Here is a 19274-nt window from a genome sequence, read left to right on the forward strand (position 1 = left end):
CTTCCCCACTATTTTACAACAGATACATGTATTGCAAAGAGTCTATTATAACGCTCTCTGTCTGGATAGTATTGTTTTTTCATCAAACAAATATGAAATTAAGTTTTCGCTGGAATGTCCTTTTGAATACTTATTCCATTTATTTGCATACTCTTCAATCGTGTCCATATCAAAACTGTTCTCTTTAATGAGGTCAATAATAGCCTCTGTATTGTTTACTACTGGTCCTGGGACCATTTTTTCATATTGATCCCATAACCCTCTGTCTTTTGTGTATTCACCTAAATCATAGGCGAAGAAAATCATCGGTTTCTTTAATAAAGAGAACTCGAATGATATAGAGGAGTAGTCTGTTATTAAAATGTCCGCAACCACCAGTAATTCGTTAATATCGTACTCTGGTTTAGAATAATTCAGGACAAAATCGGGATAGATTTTAGTATAGTCCGGAATATTCTTAATCGCTGGATGTAAACGTAACATAACAACATATTCATCATGCAATTCATCATATAATTTTTTTAAATCTAATTCTAACTGAAATTCATTCAGTTCGTTATCACGATAAGTTGGTGCATATAATATTACTTTTTTATCCCAAAGCAATCTGTTTTCCTTAGTTAATTGATTGAATACATTTTCTTTTTCAGCCTGATTATAAAAAAAGTCAGTTCGGGGGATACCAGTTCTAAGGATATTTTCTCCCTTTAAATCAAATGCATTCATGAAATAAGTGCCCATGATGTCAGAACCAACAACCACTTTATTAAAGCGTTTATACACATCCATGAATCGTTTTACTGCTTGATCAGATCTGTTTTGAACAGAAGCATCTTCCAGACCAAATTTCTTAATGGCTCCTGAGGCATGCCAAAGCTGAACACATTCCACTTCAGGTCTGAAGTCAGTAGCTGCCAAGAAACCATAATAATTATCAACCATTACATAGCGAGATGTGGCTAAATGATATATAGATTGAATGAAATCAACCGGATTTTTATTTTCAATCAAAGCTATAGTGGCATCCTCATATTGCTGAAATCTTTTATAGCTTGCACCCTTACATAAAAAAACCACGTCAAAAGAAATATGTTTCCGACGCATTTCTTCATACACATACTGAGTGTTATCACCAAAAGATACAACAAATACCACCTTGTTTTTGAGGGGAAATAGATTAAAAATATTAAATATTATTTTAAAGATCAACAAATACAACTGAATAACTAGTTCTTTAGCCATTTTTCACCTTAAATAAATCTTTTTTGATTTGAGATGTTGAAATACCGATCGTTCTTGGTAAATAAACGACCTGGCAGTGCTCTTTCAGAAAGTCGAAATGGCCTTCCCAATCATCTCCCATGACAAAAACATCTATATCATGTTCCTTAATATCTTTAATCTTTTGTTCCCAGTTTTCCTCTGGAATCACTTCATCAACAAATTCGATTGATTCCAAAATCAGTTTTCTATTTTCATAGCTATGATAAGCTTTTTTATTTTTCGCCTTATTAAACTCATCAGTGGACAAGCCCACTACTAAATAATCGCCCATTTCTTTGGCTCTTCGTAAAATATTGATATGACCGACATGTAATAAGTCAAAGGTGCCATACGTAATAATCTTTTTCATTTCTACATCTCCTTACCTAGTTCATTAGCAAACTGGTAACTGACCAAAAAACGGAGCAACGTACAGTAACATCAAAAAACATATTCTTAATTATATAACTCATACATAAAACTTTCAAACCTGTGTCGAATACAATCTAAATTATAACGTAATCATGTATTATTTGTAACATAAAGTTTTTTGCAGTGCATGATGGTATATATGTTTATAACATGCCAGAAGAGTGAATTCACCTCACAAAAAAAGGAAATCATGATCGAATTGATCATGATTTTTTAATCGGTTTTATTAATGTTTCAACAAAACGTTTGGACGCTTGTCCATCAAAGTCTTCAAAGAATCGTTCTTTAAAAGCTTTAACCTTTTGAATATCAAAGGAATTTTGTTGAACCAGCGATATAACTTGTTCGGTATTTTCTGCAAGAGGACCAGGAATAAAATCCCTATACTCATAATAGAACCCTCTATCCTGCAAATATTCCTCTAAATCATACGCATAGAAGATCATCGGTCTTTCAAGCAGTGCATATTCAAAAATAACGGATGAATAATCACTGATTAGTATATCTGTAATGGAAAGAACATTATTGATATCATTCTTACTTAAATTTAGCACGAAATCCTTTGCTTCTTTCGGGATGTCAACACCTTTTGTAACAGATGGGTGAAGTTTCAAGATCAATACATATTCATCAGAAAGCTCTTTAGCCATTTTCTTCAAATCAAGCTGGATATTGAAGCTGGAGCGCTTTCCCGGACCTCCTCTGAAGGTTGGGGCATACGCTATAATTTTTTTATTACGCATAGCTGGATAAACCGCCGCATATTTTTGCCTTAAATATTCAATTCCTTCTTGATCAAAAAACACATCTGTTCTTGGTAGGCCCACCGGATATACATTTTCATGAGATATTTTAAAGGCTTCCGCATAGTGAGGGATAATTTCCTTACTCGTAACAGCCACTTTCGTATAAGAACCATGAGCTTGATTTTCAAACTCTTCCGTGTTGCTTTCGCGGTAACCTACTGCACTATGGCCAAATTTCTTAAAGGCACCGGCAGCATGCCAGGTTTGGATCACTTCTGTTCTTTTTCTGGCCCTCAATTTATATAATGGTGGGTAATAATCATCAAGAATGACATATTTTGATGTAGCAATGTCATAATATAATTTGGCGAAATCTCTAAAAGACCTTTTCTTTTTAAAATGCCCTACTACCTTATATTCAGGCCTTATTTTAATCAGTTGATTATAAATATATTCAAAGGAATCCTGCAGTTCTTGTGTTTTATTAGTAACAAAAGTAATTTTATTTTGTTGAGGCATATATCCGCTTACCGGAAATATTATATGTCTTAAGATTGCCGTTTTGATTTTTGAAGTGGCTCTTTGATATTTTCTTTTATAAATATACTGAAGTATTGGAATCATACTATTTTTTCTTCCTGCCTTTAATACTGCGTTGAATGATTCTTGATAAATCTTGATGTTCACTTCATTCTTTAATGAAATTTTTGAATGAGCCATTCTTACTAATTTTAAATACAGTCTTTTAGCTGGACTGGTAAGTAAATCATAACGATTTACGATATTCTTATAAATAACCGTATGCAATGCAGGAATATCATTAAATAAAGTCATATCAAGATTTTTTACCCATGAATAAAAAATCTCCATAGTATCTAGTTGGGCTTTAATATTCCGACTGTCTATAGCATTCCGTAAAGCCGGCCAAATATCTGCAGATACTAATCGATTATAATAATATTTCTTTAAATGATAACGGGAAACTTTATTTTCGATATAGTTTTCCCAAAGCTGGTTCGAAACAAGGATGCTCTTCATGATATCCTGCATAACATGAACCGAATTAACCAATACAGTTTGTGATAATGACAAGTTATCTGCTGCTTCACGTGTACGATAGCGATAAATGACCTTATCAATCGTATATATATTAAACCCCGCTCGTAAATAGGCCTCAATTACAAACGGTTGATCTTCAGTGACCTTAATTACAGTAGGGAATCTCAGATCCCGGATTAAAGATTTACTATAGAGCTTATTACAGGGACCTAAAGAATATAGTAATTCCTGATTGGAAATAAGGTTCTTATACCCTTCAGTATATACACCATTATTATAATGGCTTGCAATAAACCAGGTTTCATGTTTATTAAAACTTTGAGAAGCTCCAATCACTAATTCAACCTTTTTTTCAATAGCTGCCTTATATAGATTCTCCAGGGCGTCAGTGGGCAAGATATCATCCGAGTCTACAAAGCTGATATATTCACCTTTAGCTATATCTAACCCAGTATTTCTTGCTGTTCCCGGTCCTGCATTATTCTGCTTTAAGTATATTATATTCGCATACTTTTTCTGATAACATTTAATTATCTCAGCACTCTTATCACTTGATCCATCATCAATCATAATTATTTCTATAAGTGATAATGTTTGTTTTACTAATGACTCCAAAGTTTCTTCAATATATTCTTCTACATTATAGACTGGGGTGATAACACTTACCTTAACCTGGTTCATATTGTTGTACCTTTCCTGAGTTGGGATTATTTTTCTAAAATTACAGTTATTAAATCAACTATTCTTTCACTAGCCTTACCATCTAATTCATCAAAGAAATATTGTTTAAAGGATTGAATTTTTTCCTTTTGAAAATCTCCTTCAGAAATAATCTTTATCATTTCACCTTGTGATGTAGCTAATCTACCTGGAATAAATTCTTTATAATCATAGTAGAAGTCTCTATCAGACGTATAATCTTCTAAATCTGGAGCGTAAAATAGCATCGGTTTGTTTAACAATGCATATTCAAAACAAACCGATGAATAATCCGTAATGAGCAAATCCGAGATAAATAATAAATCATTAATCTCACTATACTCGGTAAGGTCATAAAAAAAGGAACTATATTCCGTTGGTATTTCCCACTTATCTTTGACAAATGGATGTTGCTTAAAAATAAAAATATAATCGTCTTTTAAATTTTGATAAATGTTCTCAAGATGAAGAAAATCTAATGGATAGTAAGCTGATTGTTGCCCATTCCCCCGAAAAGTTGGAGCAAACAAAATTACTTTTTTATCTTTAAAAGCGGGAAACTGTTTATATAATTTATCTTTAATTTCCGATCCTTTTTTCTCGTCAAAAAAAAGATCCGTCCTTGGAATACCAGTAGCAATCACTTTACTCTCATCTATTCGAAAACCATCTGCATAATGCTTTATGACATTTTTCGAACTTACAATAACCTTAGTATAGTTTCTATGGTTCTGCGAATCAGGTTCAGGCCCTCCTGGCATACCTAAACGACTAAACCCAAACCTTTTAAAAGCCCCTACTGCATGCCATACTTGAATTAATTCTGCTCCTTTTCTTATTTTCAAAGGGTAGATCATAGGATAGAAATCATCCAAAAATATCACCTTAGATGTTGCAAGATTATAAGCAAGTAATAGCATTTCTTTATAAGTTTTTTTTGCAGCTGTACTTTCCTTAAACAACATATGACAGCGAAACTCTTTATCGCTTGCCATTAGCTTTTCATATATATAACCTAGGTTCCCCCCCATTTCGGTACGACTATCAGAAATAAACAATATTTTCTTTTTTAATGGTAGTAAACAGAAATAATAATAAAGTAACTTAAATATATAGGTTCGAAAAAACCTATAAAATAAATTCCCTCTATTCCTTTCTATTTTTTGTACTACATTTTTGGAAACAGCTATGAACTTTAACATAGTTGTCTTCACTTCTTCCAATTTTATTAGTAATAAAATTACATCTTTTAATAAATACAACACACCTAGGGAAAAACCCTTTGTTTGTGTGGAAAATTTTTATAAAAAAAAATAACCCCAATTAAAGATTGGAGTTATTTTAGTCAGTCTATTCTGCATCTTCTTCCGGATTCTTATTTAAAATCAGTTGATCAACTACCCTTGCGCTCGATTTACCATCTAATTCCCCAAAGAAATAATTAACAAAAGGAGGTATTTTCTCCATTTTGTAATCACCCTCGGCAATGGCGGCAACAATTTCCTCTGCCGTTCTGACAAGTGGGCCCGGGATGAAAGAATGGAATTCATAATAGAAGTCCCTCGTTCTCACATATTCCTCTACATCATACGCAAAGAATAGCATTGGCTTGTTTAATAAAGCAAACTCAAAACAAACCGAGGAATAATCCGTAATCAATATATCAGTGATAAATAACAAATCATTAATTTCTCTATAAGAAGAAAAATCATAATAAAAATCACTGTATTGATATGGGATACTGATATCATTTTTAACAAATGGATGAATTTTAAATAAAAATACATATTCATCACTTAAATTCTCATAAAGTCTCTTTAAATCAAGGACTTCCATAGGATAATGAGCTGATTGTTGTCCATTTCCTCTAAAAGTTGGAGCAAACATAATTACTTTTTTATTTTTCAGGAATGGATATTCCTCATATAATCTCTCTCTAACTTCTTGCTGATATTCAGTATCAAAAAATACATCTGTTCTCGGAATACCAGTCGGAATAACATTTTCCTGATCAATTCCAAAGCCTTCAGCATAATGCTTCGCGACCTTTTCAGAGCTTACAATCGCTTTCGTATAGTTCCTATGATTAATTGATTTTGGAGAAGGACCACCTGGACGGCCAAGACGACTGAAACCAAATGTTTTAAAAGCCCCCACAGCATGCCATAATTGTATTAATTCGGCTCCTTCACGAATTTTCAATGGATAAATCAGCGGGTAAAAATCATCCAGTAATATATATTTAGAGGTAGCCAACTGTTTAGCAAGGTCTATTAATTCCCTATATGTTTTCTTCTCATCTACCGCTCTTTTCAGCATAAATTTAAATTCAAAATCTTCATTTCTACGCAATAACTCATCATAGACAAATTGAAAGTTTCCACTGAGGTCATCGCGGCTATCTGAAGCAAACACAATTTTATTTTCTTTTAAGGGATATAAGGAATAAAAACGATACGCCGTATTAAACAAAGCTTTAGATAAGGCTTTATAAACAAATCCTCTTTCTTTTTCTTCTGCATCCAATGCCATCTCAGCTGGATCCATATCCTTTAATTTAGTAGAGGTGATTTTTAATGTTTTCTTAGGCAGGTCATATGTTACCAACAAATTAAAAGCCATTTCTCTTTTTGCTGTAAAGTATTCCATTTTGGTGGAATGGAATCCGTTAGCCAAAAATTCATTGACATTTCCCAATGTAAAACTCTTACTATATTTTCGATCACCAAGTATATGAACCTCTACCTCTAAATACACACGGTATTCCCCTTGATAAAGAGGCATATTCTTATCAGATATAGTAGCAAAGTTGACTTTACCTTTAAAACCAGCCCAATGATATTGTTCATCTATTATGTCTTTTTCTGTAATAACTTCTGTTATAGCAACATCTGTTAAAGGGATAATGATGCTGCTATTCGCCTTTGTATTTACTAATAATAGTCTCTTTTTAACGAGATCTTCATCTAACATAGGGATGCCCTCTAAATAAAAGTAACCACCGACTTCCATGATAGGTCCATTCCAATCCAAAGAAGTTACTTTCCTTCTTGGAATAAGCTTTTCCTCTAGATTTGCAAGTCTTTCAATAATCGGCAAGGATTCCTCTAACATGTCCCGTTTTACAATCACTTCATTATCATTTATAACCAAAGGATCTTCTTCCAAATAAACGTCTGAAATTACCTCAGGGTTTTGATCAATTGGTGTTGAGGATTGTTTATTTCCAAATAGCATTCTCTTGATGACTCTTTTCATTCTTGAAAACATGGTTGTTTCTCCTATCTATATCAGAATACTCTTATTTAATTGTATAAAAAAACATGCAAAAGAAAAACTTTTTTCGTATATTATATAAAAAAAAAGGGGTATATACCCCTTTTTAATTTTAACCTAAAAGGTCTTTTACAATTCTCTCAGACGCTTTTCCATCTAACTGATCAAAAAAACGTTGACGGAAGCATTTAATCTTCTCTAAATCTTTTGATTCATCGATTATCCATTTAATCAAAGCTTCACTCTCATAAAGAATGGGACCTGGAACAAACGACTCAAAAGAATAGTAAAAATCTCTTTCCTCTAAATATGATTCCAAATCATGAACAAAGAAGGCGATTGGCCTATTAAGAATACTGTAATCAAATATGATAGAGGAATAATCCGTTATAAGAATATCTGAAAGAAGTAATAATTCTTCGATAGAAAAATCTTTATGAATATGATAGGCAAAGCCCTTTAGATTTTCATCTAATCTGACCCCATTGGTCATATACGGATGTAAGTGAATTAAAAGGGCATACTCATCACTTAAACTATCCTTCATTAACCTCATATCAATAGGAATATTAAATGTCTCCTGGTAATGACTTTTCCCTCTAAATGTTGGAGCATACAAGATTAACTTTCTATTTTTCAAATCAGGAAATGAACGGTATAACTTTTCCTTGACAAGATTCTGCCTTTCTTCATCAAAGAAATAATCAGTTCTCGGCACACCCAGCGGGTATATACGTCCTTCATCCATTCCAAAAGCATCAGCATAATGTGGTACAACTTCTTTTGAACTAACGTAAACCCTTGAGTAATTGCCATGAATTTTAACATGTTTTAAATAATCACTACTTGGACCAAATGACTTGCCCATCGTACTTAAACCAAATTTTTTAAAAGCTCCAGCTGCATGCCAAACTTGTACAATCTCGGTTCCTCCCCTCGGATGAATAACGTATACAGGGAAGTAAAAATCATCAATAATAAAAAATCGAGAAGTGGCCATATGAAAACTAGCCTTTATTAAATGAATGGCATATTCTATTTTGCCAGCCAGAGAGCTATTAAACTTCTTTGCAAGGACGATACATTTGATATTGGGATAATTTTGATCTATTTCTTCTTTAATAAAAGCTAGGTTACCTTCCAAACCGGTGGAGCGATAAGTAGCAATCGTTATTTTATTGTGATCAACCTTAAAAAAAAGAGAGGTCAGGAAATAGGCAAGCTGAATAAGATACTTAGTAAATAATGTAGGTAATATACGTAAGTGTTTCATTTATTCGCCTTCCTGCCCCTCTTAAAAGTAAATCTTATATTTTCCACTCCATCACAGTCTTACCCCAAGAGGACGTCAAATCTTTTTCAAACGCAGATAGAATATCGCTGATTGTCTTAACCTCTTGTACTTCACCAACTAATGTTCCCAGATACTCAACAACATCCGGGTTTTCTTTTAGGAAGTTAACTGTTCTCACAAAATCTTCACGTCCGCTGCGGCTGCTTCCAATTAGTGTGATTCCTTTTTCCAAAATCATTCTTGTATTAACCTCAACTGGGAACTCTGATACCCCCATTAGAGATATAGAACCTTCCGGATGAAGGTGGTCGATCATCTGGTCAATCGCATATTGGCTTCCTTTCCCACCAACACATTCAAATGCATGATCAATTCTCAAATCTTCCGGGATTTCATCAATTGTATAAACTTCATCCACGAAGGAGAAGTTGTCCAATTTATATCCGGTTTTACCGAAAATAATAACTTTGCAGTCTTTGTACATTTTTTTAAGGAATAGAGTCGTAATGAACCCAAGGTTTCCATCTCCCCATACGCCAAATACATTGCGGCGTTTATGAGACCGACTCTCAAATCTGGATAAAACATGAGTTGTAATGGTCATCAATTCCGTAAATGCAACAACATACGGGTCAATTCCTTCTGGTAATTCAACAATGCGGTCCCGTCCCATAAAGACATAATCCTGCATGAATCCATCATAGCCACTTGAACGGAATTTGCTGGAACGCAAGTAGTTCTCACCAATTACTTCATCTTTCTCTGTCGGTGTGTTAGGTATCATAACGACCATTGTACCATTCTTAATTTCACCCTTAGGATCGTAGACGACCTTACCTATAGCTTCGTGGATTAAAGCCATTGGCAGCTTTTTCGCCATTGCTTCTTTCCCTCGAGATCCAGTATAGTATCGTTGGTCAGCAGCACAAATAGATAGATGCGTTGGTCTAACTACAACAAAATCTTCATGGTACTGTAGTGAACGATCATTATAAGCTACTTCAAATTGCCTAGGAGATACAAGTCTATATACCTGATTAATCATTATTTATTCGCCCCTGTATAATAGCATTCGCCACTTTCAAATCATATGGAGTAGTAACCTTAATATTAAATACTTCTCCTTTAACGATTCGAACTTTTTCGCCTTTTAATGCACAGATTTTACACGCATCTGTTAAGATACGCTTTTGCTCATCTGTAAGCGAGTTATAGTGATCAGTTAGCATTTTGATATTAAAGCTTTGCGGGGTTTGCCCCTGAAACATTGTGTCACGAACAGGAATATCTGAGATAGTTTGCCCATCCTCAGATTGAATGATAGTATCGATTGCTTCAATCACTGTATCAACAGCACCATATTGAAGACTGGCATCAATATTCTCTTCAATAATCCGATGCGTCAAAAACGGACGTACGGAATCATGGGTAATAATAACATCATCATCATTAATCCCAAATGTATTCTCAATATAACGGATACCGCTCATAATGGATTCGTTACGGTCTTTGCCGCCTTCCACTACGACAATATGTTGATTTTCACCAATAAATTTCCTGATAATATCTTTAGTATGATTGATCCATTCTTTCGGTGTAACGACCAAAATTTTATCAAATCGATCGTTTAACATAAATTTTTCAATTGTATGAATGATGATCGGTTTATTATTCAAAGGTAAATACTGTTTAGGCATATTCGTATTACCCATACGAGTGCCCTTACCACCTGCTAATATTTCTGCATATATCATTACCTTACCTCATTTCATTTTTATTCAAATTTATGACAAAAAGGATTATAATTCACCACGAGTATCCATAATAAAAATTCATGTAAACTATACACTTTTTTATTTACTATTTCAAGCGTCCCTCTATTATAACTATTCTGAAATATAAAGCATTTTATTTAACGAATTCAAATTCCGTGATGCTTTCATTAATCATTATATAATTACTATGTTAAAATTTAATAGACACGGATAATAAGAAGAATAATAATATTTCTTTAGACATACAAAATAAGGAGAATAATTCATATGAAAGATCATGTATATATGTTAATTAATGACATTAAACTTAATCGAGGTGGAGCAACTCAGGCATTAATGAACAGAGCAAATATGCTAAACGACAATGAATGGAAAGCGGATATTCTAACATTAGATTTCACTCTAAATTATTCTGAAATTGAAGACGAACTTAGAAAAATAGGCCGATTAAACGAAAATGTATCAATTATAAATATTTATGATGAGTTGATAAAGCAATATTCAAATGGTGCAAGTATAGACAAGACTTTGTACGATAAAGAAAATACTTTGCAAGAAGAGTCCTTAATAGTCCAGAATGATGAATTTGAACAAAAAAATTATGCCCGCTACTTTCTAAATGGGAGCTATACAAAGTATAAAAAATGGGATACTAAAGGTAATTTGCTATTTATTGATTATTTTAATGAAAATAGATGCAGAACAAAGCGTTCTGAATTTAAACAAAATGGATACCATCACAAGGATACTTATTTTAACCTAAACTCTAATAAAAAGAATCAAGAAATATTCTATACACCTGATGGTTTTTGTTATCTATCCATCTGGTATAATCATGAAAAAGAAAGTATTCAAAATGTATTTCTCTTTGATCGAGATTCCGCAACATCTCATAGATTTAACAATTTAAGGGAGTTGCATATACATTGGTTAAATAACTTCTTTAAGGGGCATGAAAAAAAGCCTTTTGTTATATGTGATGGTATAGGAACTTCTTCGAAATTATTTGAAGTAAATGATGAGTTTGTACACAAAATTATCCCTATACACACTAATCATTTAGATGAGCCAAGGACTGTAGGCAGCCCAATTAGACCTGATCATAAAGCTTTATTTGATCATTATAACACTGCCGAATCGATTGTCATTCTTACCGACAAACAAAAAAAGGATATCATCAAACAGTTCGGTGATCCCGGTAACTTAGATGTCATTCCTAATTCCATTGCACTAAATGATATTGATTCAAAAAAAATCGAAAAACAACCTTACCTAGTATCCTTATTTTCAAGACTTATTGATACAAAAGGAATACCTGAGGCAATAACAATTTTCAGCAACGTTGTTAAAAAACAGCCTAATGCTATTTTAAATATTTGGGGTAGCGGTAATGGACATGACAAATATCAAAAGCTAATTAAAGAATTAAACATGGAAAATAATATCTTTTTAAAAGGATATTGCAACAATGTACATGATGAGATGGCTAAATCACAGGCTGTCATTTTGACTTCAAAATACGAGGCTTTCGGAATCGTAATCATTGAAGCTTTATTAAATAAAACACCATTCATTAGCTACGATGTAAAATATGGGCCAAGCGATATTATCGAACACAAGCGAAATGGCTATTTAATTAGTGAAGGTGATAGCGCTAAATTCGCAAAAACAATTATTAAATTGCTTAATGATCCAGAAAAAGTTGAAAAATTAGGAGAAATGGGCAGAAAAAAAGTAGAACAACACTACTCAAATGAAATTGTAAAAAAACAATGGATTGATTTATTTAATAAATTGAAACAAGGTAATAACTATTGAAACCTAAAATAACTAGTGTGTAAAAATTTCAAAAAAGGTTTATGCAAATTTCATTTGTACCTTACAGAGCAGAACATTTAAAAAAGTGCACTTTGTAAGGTACTTATTTTTATTTAAATATTAGAATATCCTTTCGACAACAATTGAATAGGTTTTTAAGACAAAAAAAGATGATCCCTGTTCAATACAGAAATCATCTCCTTCAAGATGGCCTAAAATAGGTTATTTTAATTGGTTTATATTTTTACATCTTCTATTTGTTCACACGTATTTAAAATAAACCAAGTACTATTTATATCTAGGAATATCCAGAACGATATGATATTCGTCCAATAATTGATATAACTGGTACATTCTAGTGGTTTGTTTATATGCCCATGCAATATCTGTAGCATATTGGTGTGAGGCTGTCCCATAAGTTGCAGCATATAGAGGATTCCAACGCATTTTATAAAGAGTATCCTGCCCTCTATTCACATAGCCATTACCTATAAATCCAGCTCCACCTTTAATTGCAGCCTCTGGAGTAAACCAACCCATCTCATATGCATATGTTGCACCACCTACTAATGGATTACTGTCTATAGCATTGATTCCATACATGTTATAAGTCTTTTTGATAGCTGTTAAATTCTTTCTATTACTATCATTAGCCACCACTAAATTTCCTTTACTATCGCGGCCTACTTCGACACCAGTTGCTAATTGAGAAGTTCCGTTTCCTGTTTCCAGTAAAGCGTGGGCGATTAGGTAAATCTCATTTACACCATTGGCCTTACCACCATCAATGAAAGCTTTTGCTTTCTCAGCCAATATTCCCTTACCAGCTAATATTTTCTGATTAACCTCATTTATATTCAAATTTGCACTCTCGGAGAGTTTAACGAATTGCATGGAATCTTTTAAAGTTCCTGTAAAGTTGGTAGGATTTAAATAGTATTTTACATCTTCAGGATTAGCATTAACCCATCCAGAAGTATTTTTCACATGATACCATGTGTATCCATCAGTTCCTTTTGCATTATCATAAATTGTAAGAACAGTCCCACCGCTAACTTGGCCATCAGCCATATAATTTGTTCCAGGTCCCCTTCTTAAATTCCATTTATCTCCCTGTATCGTTCCTTTACCATTTGCTATACTCCCTGACTTAAAGGCATCTTCCCTAATCCAAAGCTTATAGCTCTTATCGGTTTGAGGAGAAACTGGTGAAACTTTCATTTGAATATCTAACATGCTACTAAGGCTTATATTATAGTCAGTATATGACTTTAATACTACACTCCCCTCATGAACATATGATTCATGAATCCAAACTGTCTTGCCTCCTAAAGTACCACGGTACCATGTGTTATTTCCGACTTTTTCTGTTAGTTTCACCGCAAATTTACTATTTTTATAGCTAGATAGTGAAGAATAGACAATATCTTTGCTTCCGCCCCATGCCTTACTATACGCTTTTCCATCCCCTTTTATATAAAGGGTTTTGGCGTTTTTATCCACTCCAACATGGGTATAAGATTTTAGATCCGATGCATTTACCCAACCAATTACTCCATTCACAGAGCTGGGTTTAGTACTGATCAAATAAAAAACTTGATCACCAATTTTTGCTTGCTTCTTAATAAAATAAACTGAATTAATATACTTTGTTCCAGCCGTAAAAGCAGATGAAGAATCTCCTATTGTCTTATAAATCTTAACTTTGGAATCTAGTATTTGACCCAGACGGCTTGTATTGCTCTCAACTTTTTCTGCAAGATAGCTTGAGTGAATCCAAACTGTCTTGCCTCCTAAAATACCACGGTACCATATGTTATTTCCGACTTTTTCTGTTAGATTCACCGCAAATTCACTATTTTTATAGCTAGATAGCGAAGAATAGACAATATCTTTACTTCCGCCCCATGCCTTACTATACGCTTTTCCATCCCCTTTTATATAAAGGGTTTTGGCATTTTTATCTACTCCAACATGGGTATATGATATTAGATCGGAAGCATTCACCCAACCGATTACTCCATTCACAGAGCTGGGTTTAGTACTGATTAAATAATATGTTTGCCCCTCCATATCAGCTTGCTTTTTTATATAATATACGGAATTTGTATACGATGAACCTGCTGTGAAAAAAGAAGAGGTATTATTTAAATCTTTGAATATTTTAGCAGTTGTACTTTTAATTTGTCCTAGCCTACTTATAGATGATTCTAATATTTTCTGTTTTATTTCAGTATCTAATGTTGCATCCTGTTCCTGTGTATTTACAATCTCTTCCGCTGTTTCCTTCTGTGTTTCTAAAGGAACTTGTTCACTATCTAAATCATTAGATTCATGCACTTTATTTTTATCTTCTTCTGCAGATTCGCTTGTTTCTCCAATAGTCGAGCTATCGGGTTGATTTATTGTAATATCGTCTATTTTTGTTTCCTCTTTATCAATAGATTCAATTAAATCACTATCATTTGATTTACTCACCGACGCATTTTCTATTTCTGATTGGTTAACTGTTGAATCAGGATTTTGACTCTCTTTAGTAAGTGTGTCTTCATTTCCTGTTTCAATTTGAAAGCTGTCTGTTGTGTTTCCCTCTGCTTCTGCATAATAAGGTCCCACTAAACTAAAAAACATCATTACAATCAGAAACGTTGCTACAAACCTTCTCATTAGCACCCTCCCAGTATTATCTGTTTTTTGTGTTATAAGCAAACAAGGATCCAGTCAGAATTTGTAAAAACATCAACAACACACCTATTGATTTTAACTTCTTTCACAATAAAATTACCAAAAAAATAGCATCCATTTTTGGTTAAATAAGGTATAAGAAAACCAGTTTTTATAAGTGATTTTGATTACAGAGTGGGAAATACTTATCACCTTTATTAAACAATCATTAGAATTAAGCTAACTTAAAAAAGGAAATTCGCAGGATTTTTACAGTGGGGAAGGACATTTTTTCGAGTATGGTATTATAGTGACTTCATTTTTAAATGAGAAAGTTATGTATCATTTACCATTTAAATAGAAAAAGAGGGTTGCACTCCAAAATCCGTAGATGAATTTTAGAGCGCAACCCTTTCTTTATTATTACGAGAAATCAAAATTTAATTAATTGTGGGGTAATGAGAATAGAATTAATATTGTGGGCAAATACCACAGCATCAATGTCATTTTTATTAATATAATCCTTAACAGTCATATGTTTATAATACCTTAAATCCAGTATTCTTGTTTCCTCAAAATGGGAAGGGAAGAATTGAATCATCGCATTAGCATAGGAATCTTTAAGGATTAATACTCTTTTTCCATTTTGCACGTTTGGATTTTGGATAATACCCTCTGGTACATCTCCAGAAAAATAACTAACATAACGATTCGTATAAACATCTTCTTTTTTCAATACCTCTTCATTAAAAAGCGGTTGATTACTTTTGCCCCTATAGGATATTTCAAGAGGTTTTCCTTCTGACTTTTTCTCCACTATAGTAATTGTGTCAGCTTGGGATATATTTTCTCTACCAACCTTTCTCGCCTCAGATCCATAAAAGGGTGTTATATCTTCCCTCCAATTGTAGGAGGACATTGGTAAAGGTTGTCCAATATCGGGAATTTGCATATTCATATTTTTTATAATTTCACTATAAGCATAATACGCTGCCTTTGGCTTCCAATGATGATCGGTATAAAAGTACATATTTTCTTCATCCATGTGCGGCTCAATAGCTGATCTTAAATCAAGTAAATTCACATCTTCATTAAAACCTTTGGATAACTCTTCAGACAATTCATTGGCTCTACTCTCTATATAATCAGGCAAGTGATACTCTAGCATCGTTGTCTTATTAGGAGTCAAAGCAAAAAAGACAGGAATATCTTTTTCCTTTAGCTCAGTTGTGAAATCATTGATCTTCGAATGGACGCGTTTGATGGATTCCTGTGGATTATCCAATTCCATAGTGCTAATCAGATATCCATCATCGTCAATATAAACACCCTTGAAAAGGTGTTGTCCAAAAACTTTATGACTCGCAGATGAATTAGTTTCAATCCATTGATTACGCAAAGGAAAACTATCATTATAATAGTCCTCAAACCTACTGAAATAATCACCGGAGGTCACAGTTTCTAAATTTAAATCAGGTCGCTTCTCCAAAGTCCTTCCTTCCATTTCTGAACTTACACGATCATTATCTATCAAGGACCATATGCCAAAAATGAAAATAGAACATAAGAAAAATATTCCTATAAAATATTGGCTCGCTTTTTTTGCCATGTGATTACTCCTTTAAAAACGGAAATAAATAAATGGGTTAAAAGTATTTGATACAACATACGTGACTGAAAGCAAAAATATAGCTAAGTAAAAGACAGCAGACATCATTTCTCTTCCACCAATCATCAATTTGGATGATGAAAACACAAGTTTCTCTTGTAGTAATTTAAATATAGGTGTCGCAGCTATAATAGCCACTAAAATAATAATTCCATATTCAAAACTGTAATATTTCGCCTCAAGATCCCATATGCCAATACCATTAAGACCAAACATGGTCTGTATATAAGCAAATGCATAATCAAAAGTTTCTGATCGGAAGAAAACCCAACCAATAACTACAATAACTAGTGAGTATACATGTTGCAGAGCCGCTGGTAATTTCTTTAGCAGATTACCTAGGAACGCTCTTTCCATCATAATAAATAATCCATAATACAGACCCCATGCTATGAAAGTCCAACTTGCTCCATGCCATAAACCTGTGGCAAACCAAACAATTAGTAGGTTTCTATAAGTATTTAAATTCCCTTTACGGTTACCCCCCAATGGAATATACAGATAATCTCTAAACCAGGATCCTAAAGATATATGCCATCTTCTCCAAAATTCAGCTATTGACCTAGATATGTATGGATAATTAAAGTTCTCCAAAAATTCAAATCCGAACATTTTCCCTAAACCAATTGCCATATCAGAGTATCCTGAAAAGTCAAAGTAAATCTGCAGGGAGTACGCAATAATTCCAATCCAAGCCAGACCAGTTGACATCTCTGAAGGATGCAATGCAAATATTTGGTCAGCTACTAGCCCACAGTTATTGGCAAGCAGCATTTTTTTGGCGAGACCAATGATAAATCTTTTTACGCCCTCAGAAAATTTATCGAAGTTTTCAAACCGTACTTTAATTTGGTCTGCCACTGTTTGATACCGCACAATAGGGCCGGCAATCAATTGTGGAAACAAAGAGATATATAAAGCCATATTAAGAGGGTTTTTCTGTACATCACCGTCTCTCCGATAAACATCTATTACATAACTCATAGCCTGAAATGTAAAGAACGATATACCAATCGGCAACGGAATGGTTGGAATAGAAATGGAAGTATTAAGAATCCCATTGATACTATCCACTAGGAAGTTAGCATATTTAAAAACTCCCAATAGTAATAGATTACAACTAACCATAATTCCCAATATCCATTTAACCTGAATCTTTTTGTCCCTTTTAGCGTCTACAAATAAGGCAAACAGGTAATTCATTATAATCGATATAATCATAACAATTACAAATCTTGGTTCACCCCAGGCATAAAATAACAGACTGGCCGCCAACAGCACTATATTTTTAAGTCCTGGACGGACCATGAAGTATGCCACTAAAACTATGGGCAGGAATAAGAATAAAAAAACAGTCGAACTAAATAACATGTACTTCCCTCTCTTTTTCTTGGCAATAAATCAATTCTAAATAAAATAGTAACATATATTACCAAAATTAGTGCATATATTCCACTGATATTCAAGCTATAATTTTTCATCTGTAATTAATTCCAATGTAACGAGCTCTTACTTCGCAGAGCTCAAGGCGAGAAGAGTACTCCCTATATTCTTGTCTCATCAAACAACTGGCAGTTTATCCGTACCTTATTATTGGAGAATTAATAATGATATTTCCTTTTTAACCTTCAGTGAAGTAAAATAAGGAAAGTACGATTTTAGAAGGGCAGACTTAAAGATATGAAGAAGAATGTAGTTTATATAGAAGATATACCTTTTTATTCATCAACAATGAAAGATTTTATTCATATAGAGATTAAAAAACGGATAGATGAAGGGCAAAAAACCTTTATTGTCACTGCCAACCCGGAGATAGTTGAATATGCACGCAGTCATGATGATTACTGTTCAATAATTCTTCAAGCTGACTATATCACACCGGATGGAGTTGGCATTATTATAGCTTCAAAAATTCTCAATAAACCATTAAAAGAAAGAATAACTGGCTATGATATGATGCTTGAATTTTTAAAAATGAATACAAAGCGGCCATTGCGCATATATATGCTTGGAGCTGAAGCTGAAGTAATCAAAAATTGTGCTGAAAAAATCAAAGCATCCTATCCCAATGTTGAACTGGTTGGATACCATCATGGTTTTATCGATATAGATGATAGTCATTTTGCCGAGAAAATTAGTGCTTTAGAACCTGATCTCGTTCTACTTGGCACGGGTTTTCCACGTCAGGAAAACTGGATCACCAAACATTATGATAAGTTTAACAAAGGGGTCTTCATTGGTATTGGCGGCAGCTTTGATGTTTTTTCCGGCAAACTGAAAAGAGCACCCGAATTTTGGATTAAGCTAAATCTCGAATGGCTGTATAGATTGCTCAAGCAGCCAAGCCGTTGGAAACGGATGCTGGTCCTTCCCTTATTTCTTCTAAGAGTTTTAAAACATAAATTGCTTAAATGAGCTGAAAGGAAACCTATTCCCTTTCAGCTCATTTTGTTAATTTTTCACATCCCTCTATCCTAGTTCTGTAGAATTAAACTAGAAATAGACATTTATAAATTACATATTTTGTAAAAATACTAGAGAAAATCAATTTTTAGTAGAGGTTTTGACATAAACCGTAT

General features: G+C 33.4%; 13 protein-coding genes. 2 read left to right on the plus strand and 11 right to left on the minus strand.

The genetic code is table 11. The features are described 5' to 3' along the window. Positions 1-45: 45 nt before the first annotated feature. The 8 genes from AC4G3O_RS12605 to AC4G3O_RS12640 all read right to left on the minus strand — a co-directional run bounded on the left by AC4G3O_RS12605 (position 46) and on the right by AC4G3O_RS12640 (position 10523). A complete protein-coding gene (locus tag AC4G3O_RS12605; protein ID WP_139892153.1) occupies positions 46-1242 on the minus strand; it encodes a CDP-glycerol glycerophosphotransferase family protein in 1197 nt (398 codons plus the stop codon). Next, the gene (tagD, locus tag AC4G3O_RS12610; protein ID WP_066105967.1) at positions 1235-1633 is read right to left on the minus strand and encodes a glycerol-3-phosphate cytidylyltransferase; all 399 of its coding nucleotides are present in this window, start codon (positions 1631-1633) and stop codon (positions 1235-1237) included. The genes AC4G3O_RS12605 and tagD overlap by 8 nt, the downstream gene beginning before the upstream one ends. A 265-nt stretch (positions 1634-1898) precedes the next feature. Further along, a complete protein-coding gene (locus AC4G3O_RS12615) occupies positions 1899-4181 on the minus strand; it encodes a bifunctional glycosyltransferase/CDP-glycerol:glycerophosphate glycerophosphotransferase (RefSeq protein ID WP_491136262.1) in 2283 nt (760 codons plus the stop codon). Positions 4182-4207: 26 nt separating this feature from the next. Beyond that, on the minus strand, positions 4208-5461 hold the full coding sequence (locus AC4G3O_RS12620; protein ID WP_139892151.1) for a CDP-glycerol glycerophosphotransferase family protein: 1254 nt from the start codon (positions 5459-5461) through the stop codon (positions 4208-4210). 88 nt (positions 5462-5549) lie between these two features. Then, positions 5550-7469: a CDP-glycerol glycerophosphotransferase family protein gene (locus AC4G3O_RS12625; RefSeq protein ID WP_491136263.1), complete on the minus strand. Its 1920-nt coding sequence runs from the start codon at positions 7467-7469 to the stop codon at positions 5550-5552. Positions 7470-7587: 118 nt separating this feature from the next. Continuing rightward, a complete protein-coding gene (locus AC4G3O_RS12630; protein ID WP_491090203.1) occupies positions 7588-8748 on the minus strand; it encodes a CDP-glycerol glycerophosphotransferase family protein in 1161 nt (386 codons plus the stop codon). A gap of 34 nt (positions 8749-8782) precedes the next feature. After that, complete coding sequence (locus AC4G3O_RS12635) at positions 8783-9814, minus strand: ribitol-5-phosphate dehydrogenase (RefSeq protein WP_491090202.1); 1032 nt, start codon at positions 9812-9814, stop codon at positions 8783-8785. Beyond that, complete coding sequence (locus tag AC4G3O_RS12640) at positions 9807-10523, minus strand: IspD/TarI family cytidylyltransferase (RefSeq protein WP_139892148.1); 717 nt, start codon at positions 10521-10523, stop codon at positions 9807-9809. Before AC4G3O_RS12640 ends, AC4G3O_RS12635 begins: the two co-directional genes overlap by 8 nt. A gap of 288 nt (positions 10524-10811) precedes the next feature. Between AC4G3O_RS12640 and AC4G3O_RS12645 the strand changes: the two genes are divergently transcribed. After that, entirely contained in the window at positions 10812-12362 is a 1551-nt protein-coding gene (locus AC4G3O_RS12645; protein ID WP_491136264.1) for a glycosyltransferase, read from the plus strand. 288 nt (positions 12363-12650) lie between these two features. On the opposite strand, the gene AC4G3O_RS12650 is transcribed toward AC4G3O_RS12645, so the two are convergent. The 3 genes from AC4G3O_RS12650 to AC4G3O_RS12660 form a co-directional block, all read right to left on the minus strand. After that, positions 12651-14840: an N-acetylglucosaminidase gene (locus AC4G3O_RS12650; RefSeq protein ID WP_491136265.1), complete on the minus strand. Its 2190-nt coding sequence runs from the start codon at positions 14838-14840 to the stop codon at positions 12651-12653. Between the two features lie 619 nt (positions 14841-15459). Further along, on the minus strand, positions 15460-16635 hold the full coding sequence (locus AC4G3O_RS12655; RefSeq protein ID WP_491136266.1) for a DHHW family protein: 1176 nt from the start codon (positions 16633-16635) through the stop codon (positions 15460-15462). 12 nt (positions 16636-16647) lie between these two features. Further along, on the minus strand, positions 16648-18066 hold the full coding sequence (locus AC4G3O_RS12660) for an MBOAT family O-acyltransferase (protein WP_491136267.1): 1419 nt from the start codon (positions 18064-18066) through the stop codon (positions 16648-16650). A 309-nt stretch (positions 18067-18375) separates the two neighbouring features. On the opposite strand from AC4G3O_RS12660, the gene AC4G3O_RS12665 reads away from it, so the two are divergent. Further along, the gene (locus tag AC4G3O_RS12665; RefSeq protein WP_491136268.1) at positions 18376-19110 is read left to right on the plus strand and encodes a WecB/TagA/CpsF family glycosyltransferase; all 735 of its coding nucleotides are present in this window, start codon (positions 18376-18378) and stop codon (positions 19108-19110) included. Positions 19111-19274: the final 164 nt, after the last annotated feature.

Source organism: Bacillus sp. z14 (2026), from assembly GCF_058313575.1.

What these genes read in the sequence shown, in the direction of transcription:
- AC4G3O_RS12605 (WP_139892153.1), bottom strand. Translation starts at nt 1,242, where the DNA reads ATGGCTAAAGAACTAGTTATTCAGTTGTATTTGTTGATCTTTAAAATA.
- tagD (WP_066105967.1), bottom strand. Translation starts at nt 1,633, where the DNA reads ATGAAAAAGATTATTACGTATGGCACCTTTGACTTATTACATGTCGGT.
- AC4G3O_RS12615 (WP_491136262.1), bottom strand. Translation starts at nt 4,181, where the DNA reads ATGAACCAGGTTAAGGTAAGTGTTATCACCCCAGTCTATAATGTAGAA.
- AC4G3O_RS12625 (WP_491136263.1), bottom strand. Translation starts at nt 7,469, where the DNA reads ATGTTTTCAAGAATGAAAAGAGTCATCAAGAGAATGCTATTTGGAAAT.
- AC4G3O_RS12630 (WP_491090203.1), bottom strand. Translation starts at nt 8,748, where the DNA reads ATGAAACACTTACGTATATTACCTACATTATTTACTAAGTATCTTATT.
- AC4G3O_RS12635 (WP_491090202.1), bottom strand. Translation starts at nt 9,814, where the DNA reads ATGATTAATCAGGTATATAGACTTGTATCTCCTAGGCAATTTGAAGTA.
- AC4G3O_RS12640 (WP_139892148.1), bottom strand. Translation starts at nt 10,523, where the DNA reads ATGATATATGCAGAAATATTAGCAGGTGGTAAGGGCACTCGTATGGGT.
- AC4G3O_RS12645 (WP_491136264.1), top strand. Translation starts at nt 10,812, where the DNA reads ATGAAAGATCATGTATATATGTTAATTAATGACATTAAACTTAATCGA.
- AC4G3O_RS12655 (WP_491136266.1), bottom strand. Translation starts at nt 16,635, where the DNA reads ATGGCAAAAAAAGCGAGCCAATATTTTATAGGAATATTTTTCTTATGT.
- AC4G3O_RS12660 (WP_491136267.1), bottom strand. Translation starts at nt 18,066, where the DNA reads ATGTTATTTAGTTCGACTGTTTTTTTATTCTTATTCCTGCCCATAGTT.
- AC4G3O_RS12665 (WP_491136268.1), top strand. Translation starts at nt 18,376, where the DNA reads ATGAAGAAGAATGTAGTTTATATAGAAGATATACCTTTTTATTCATCA.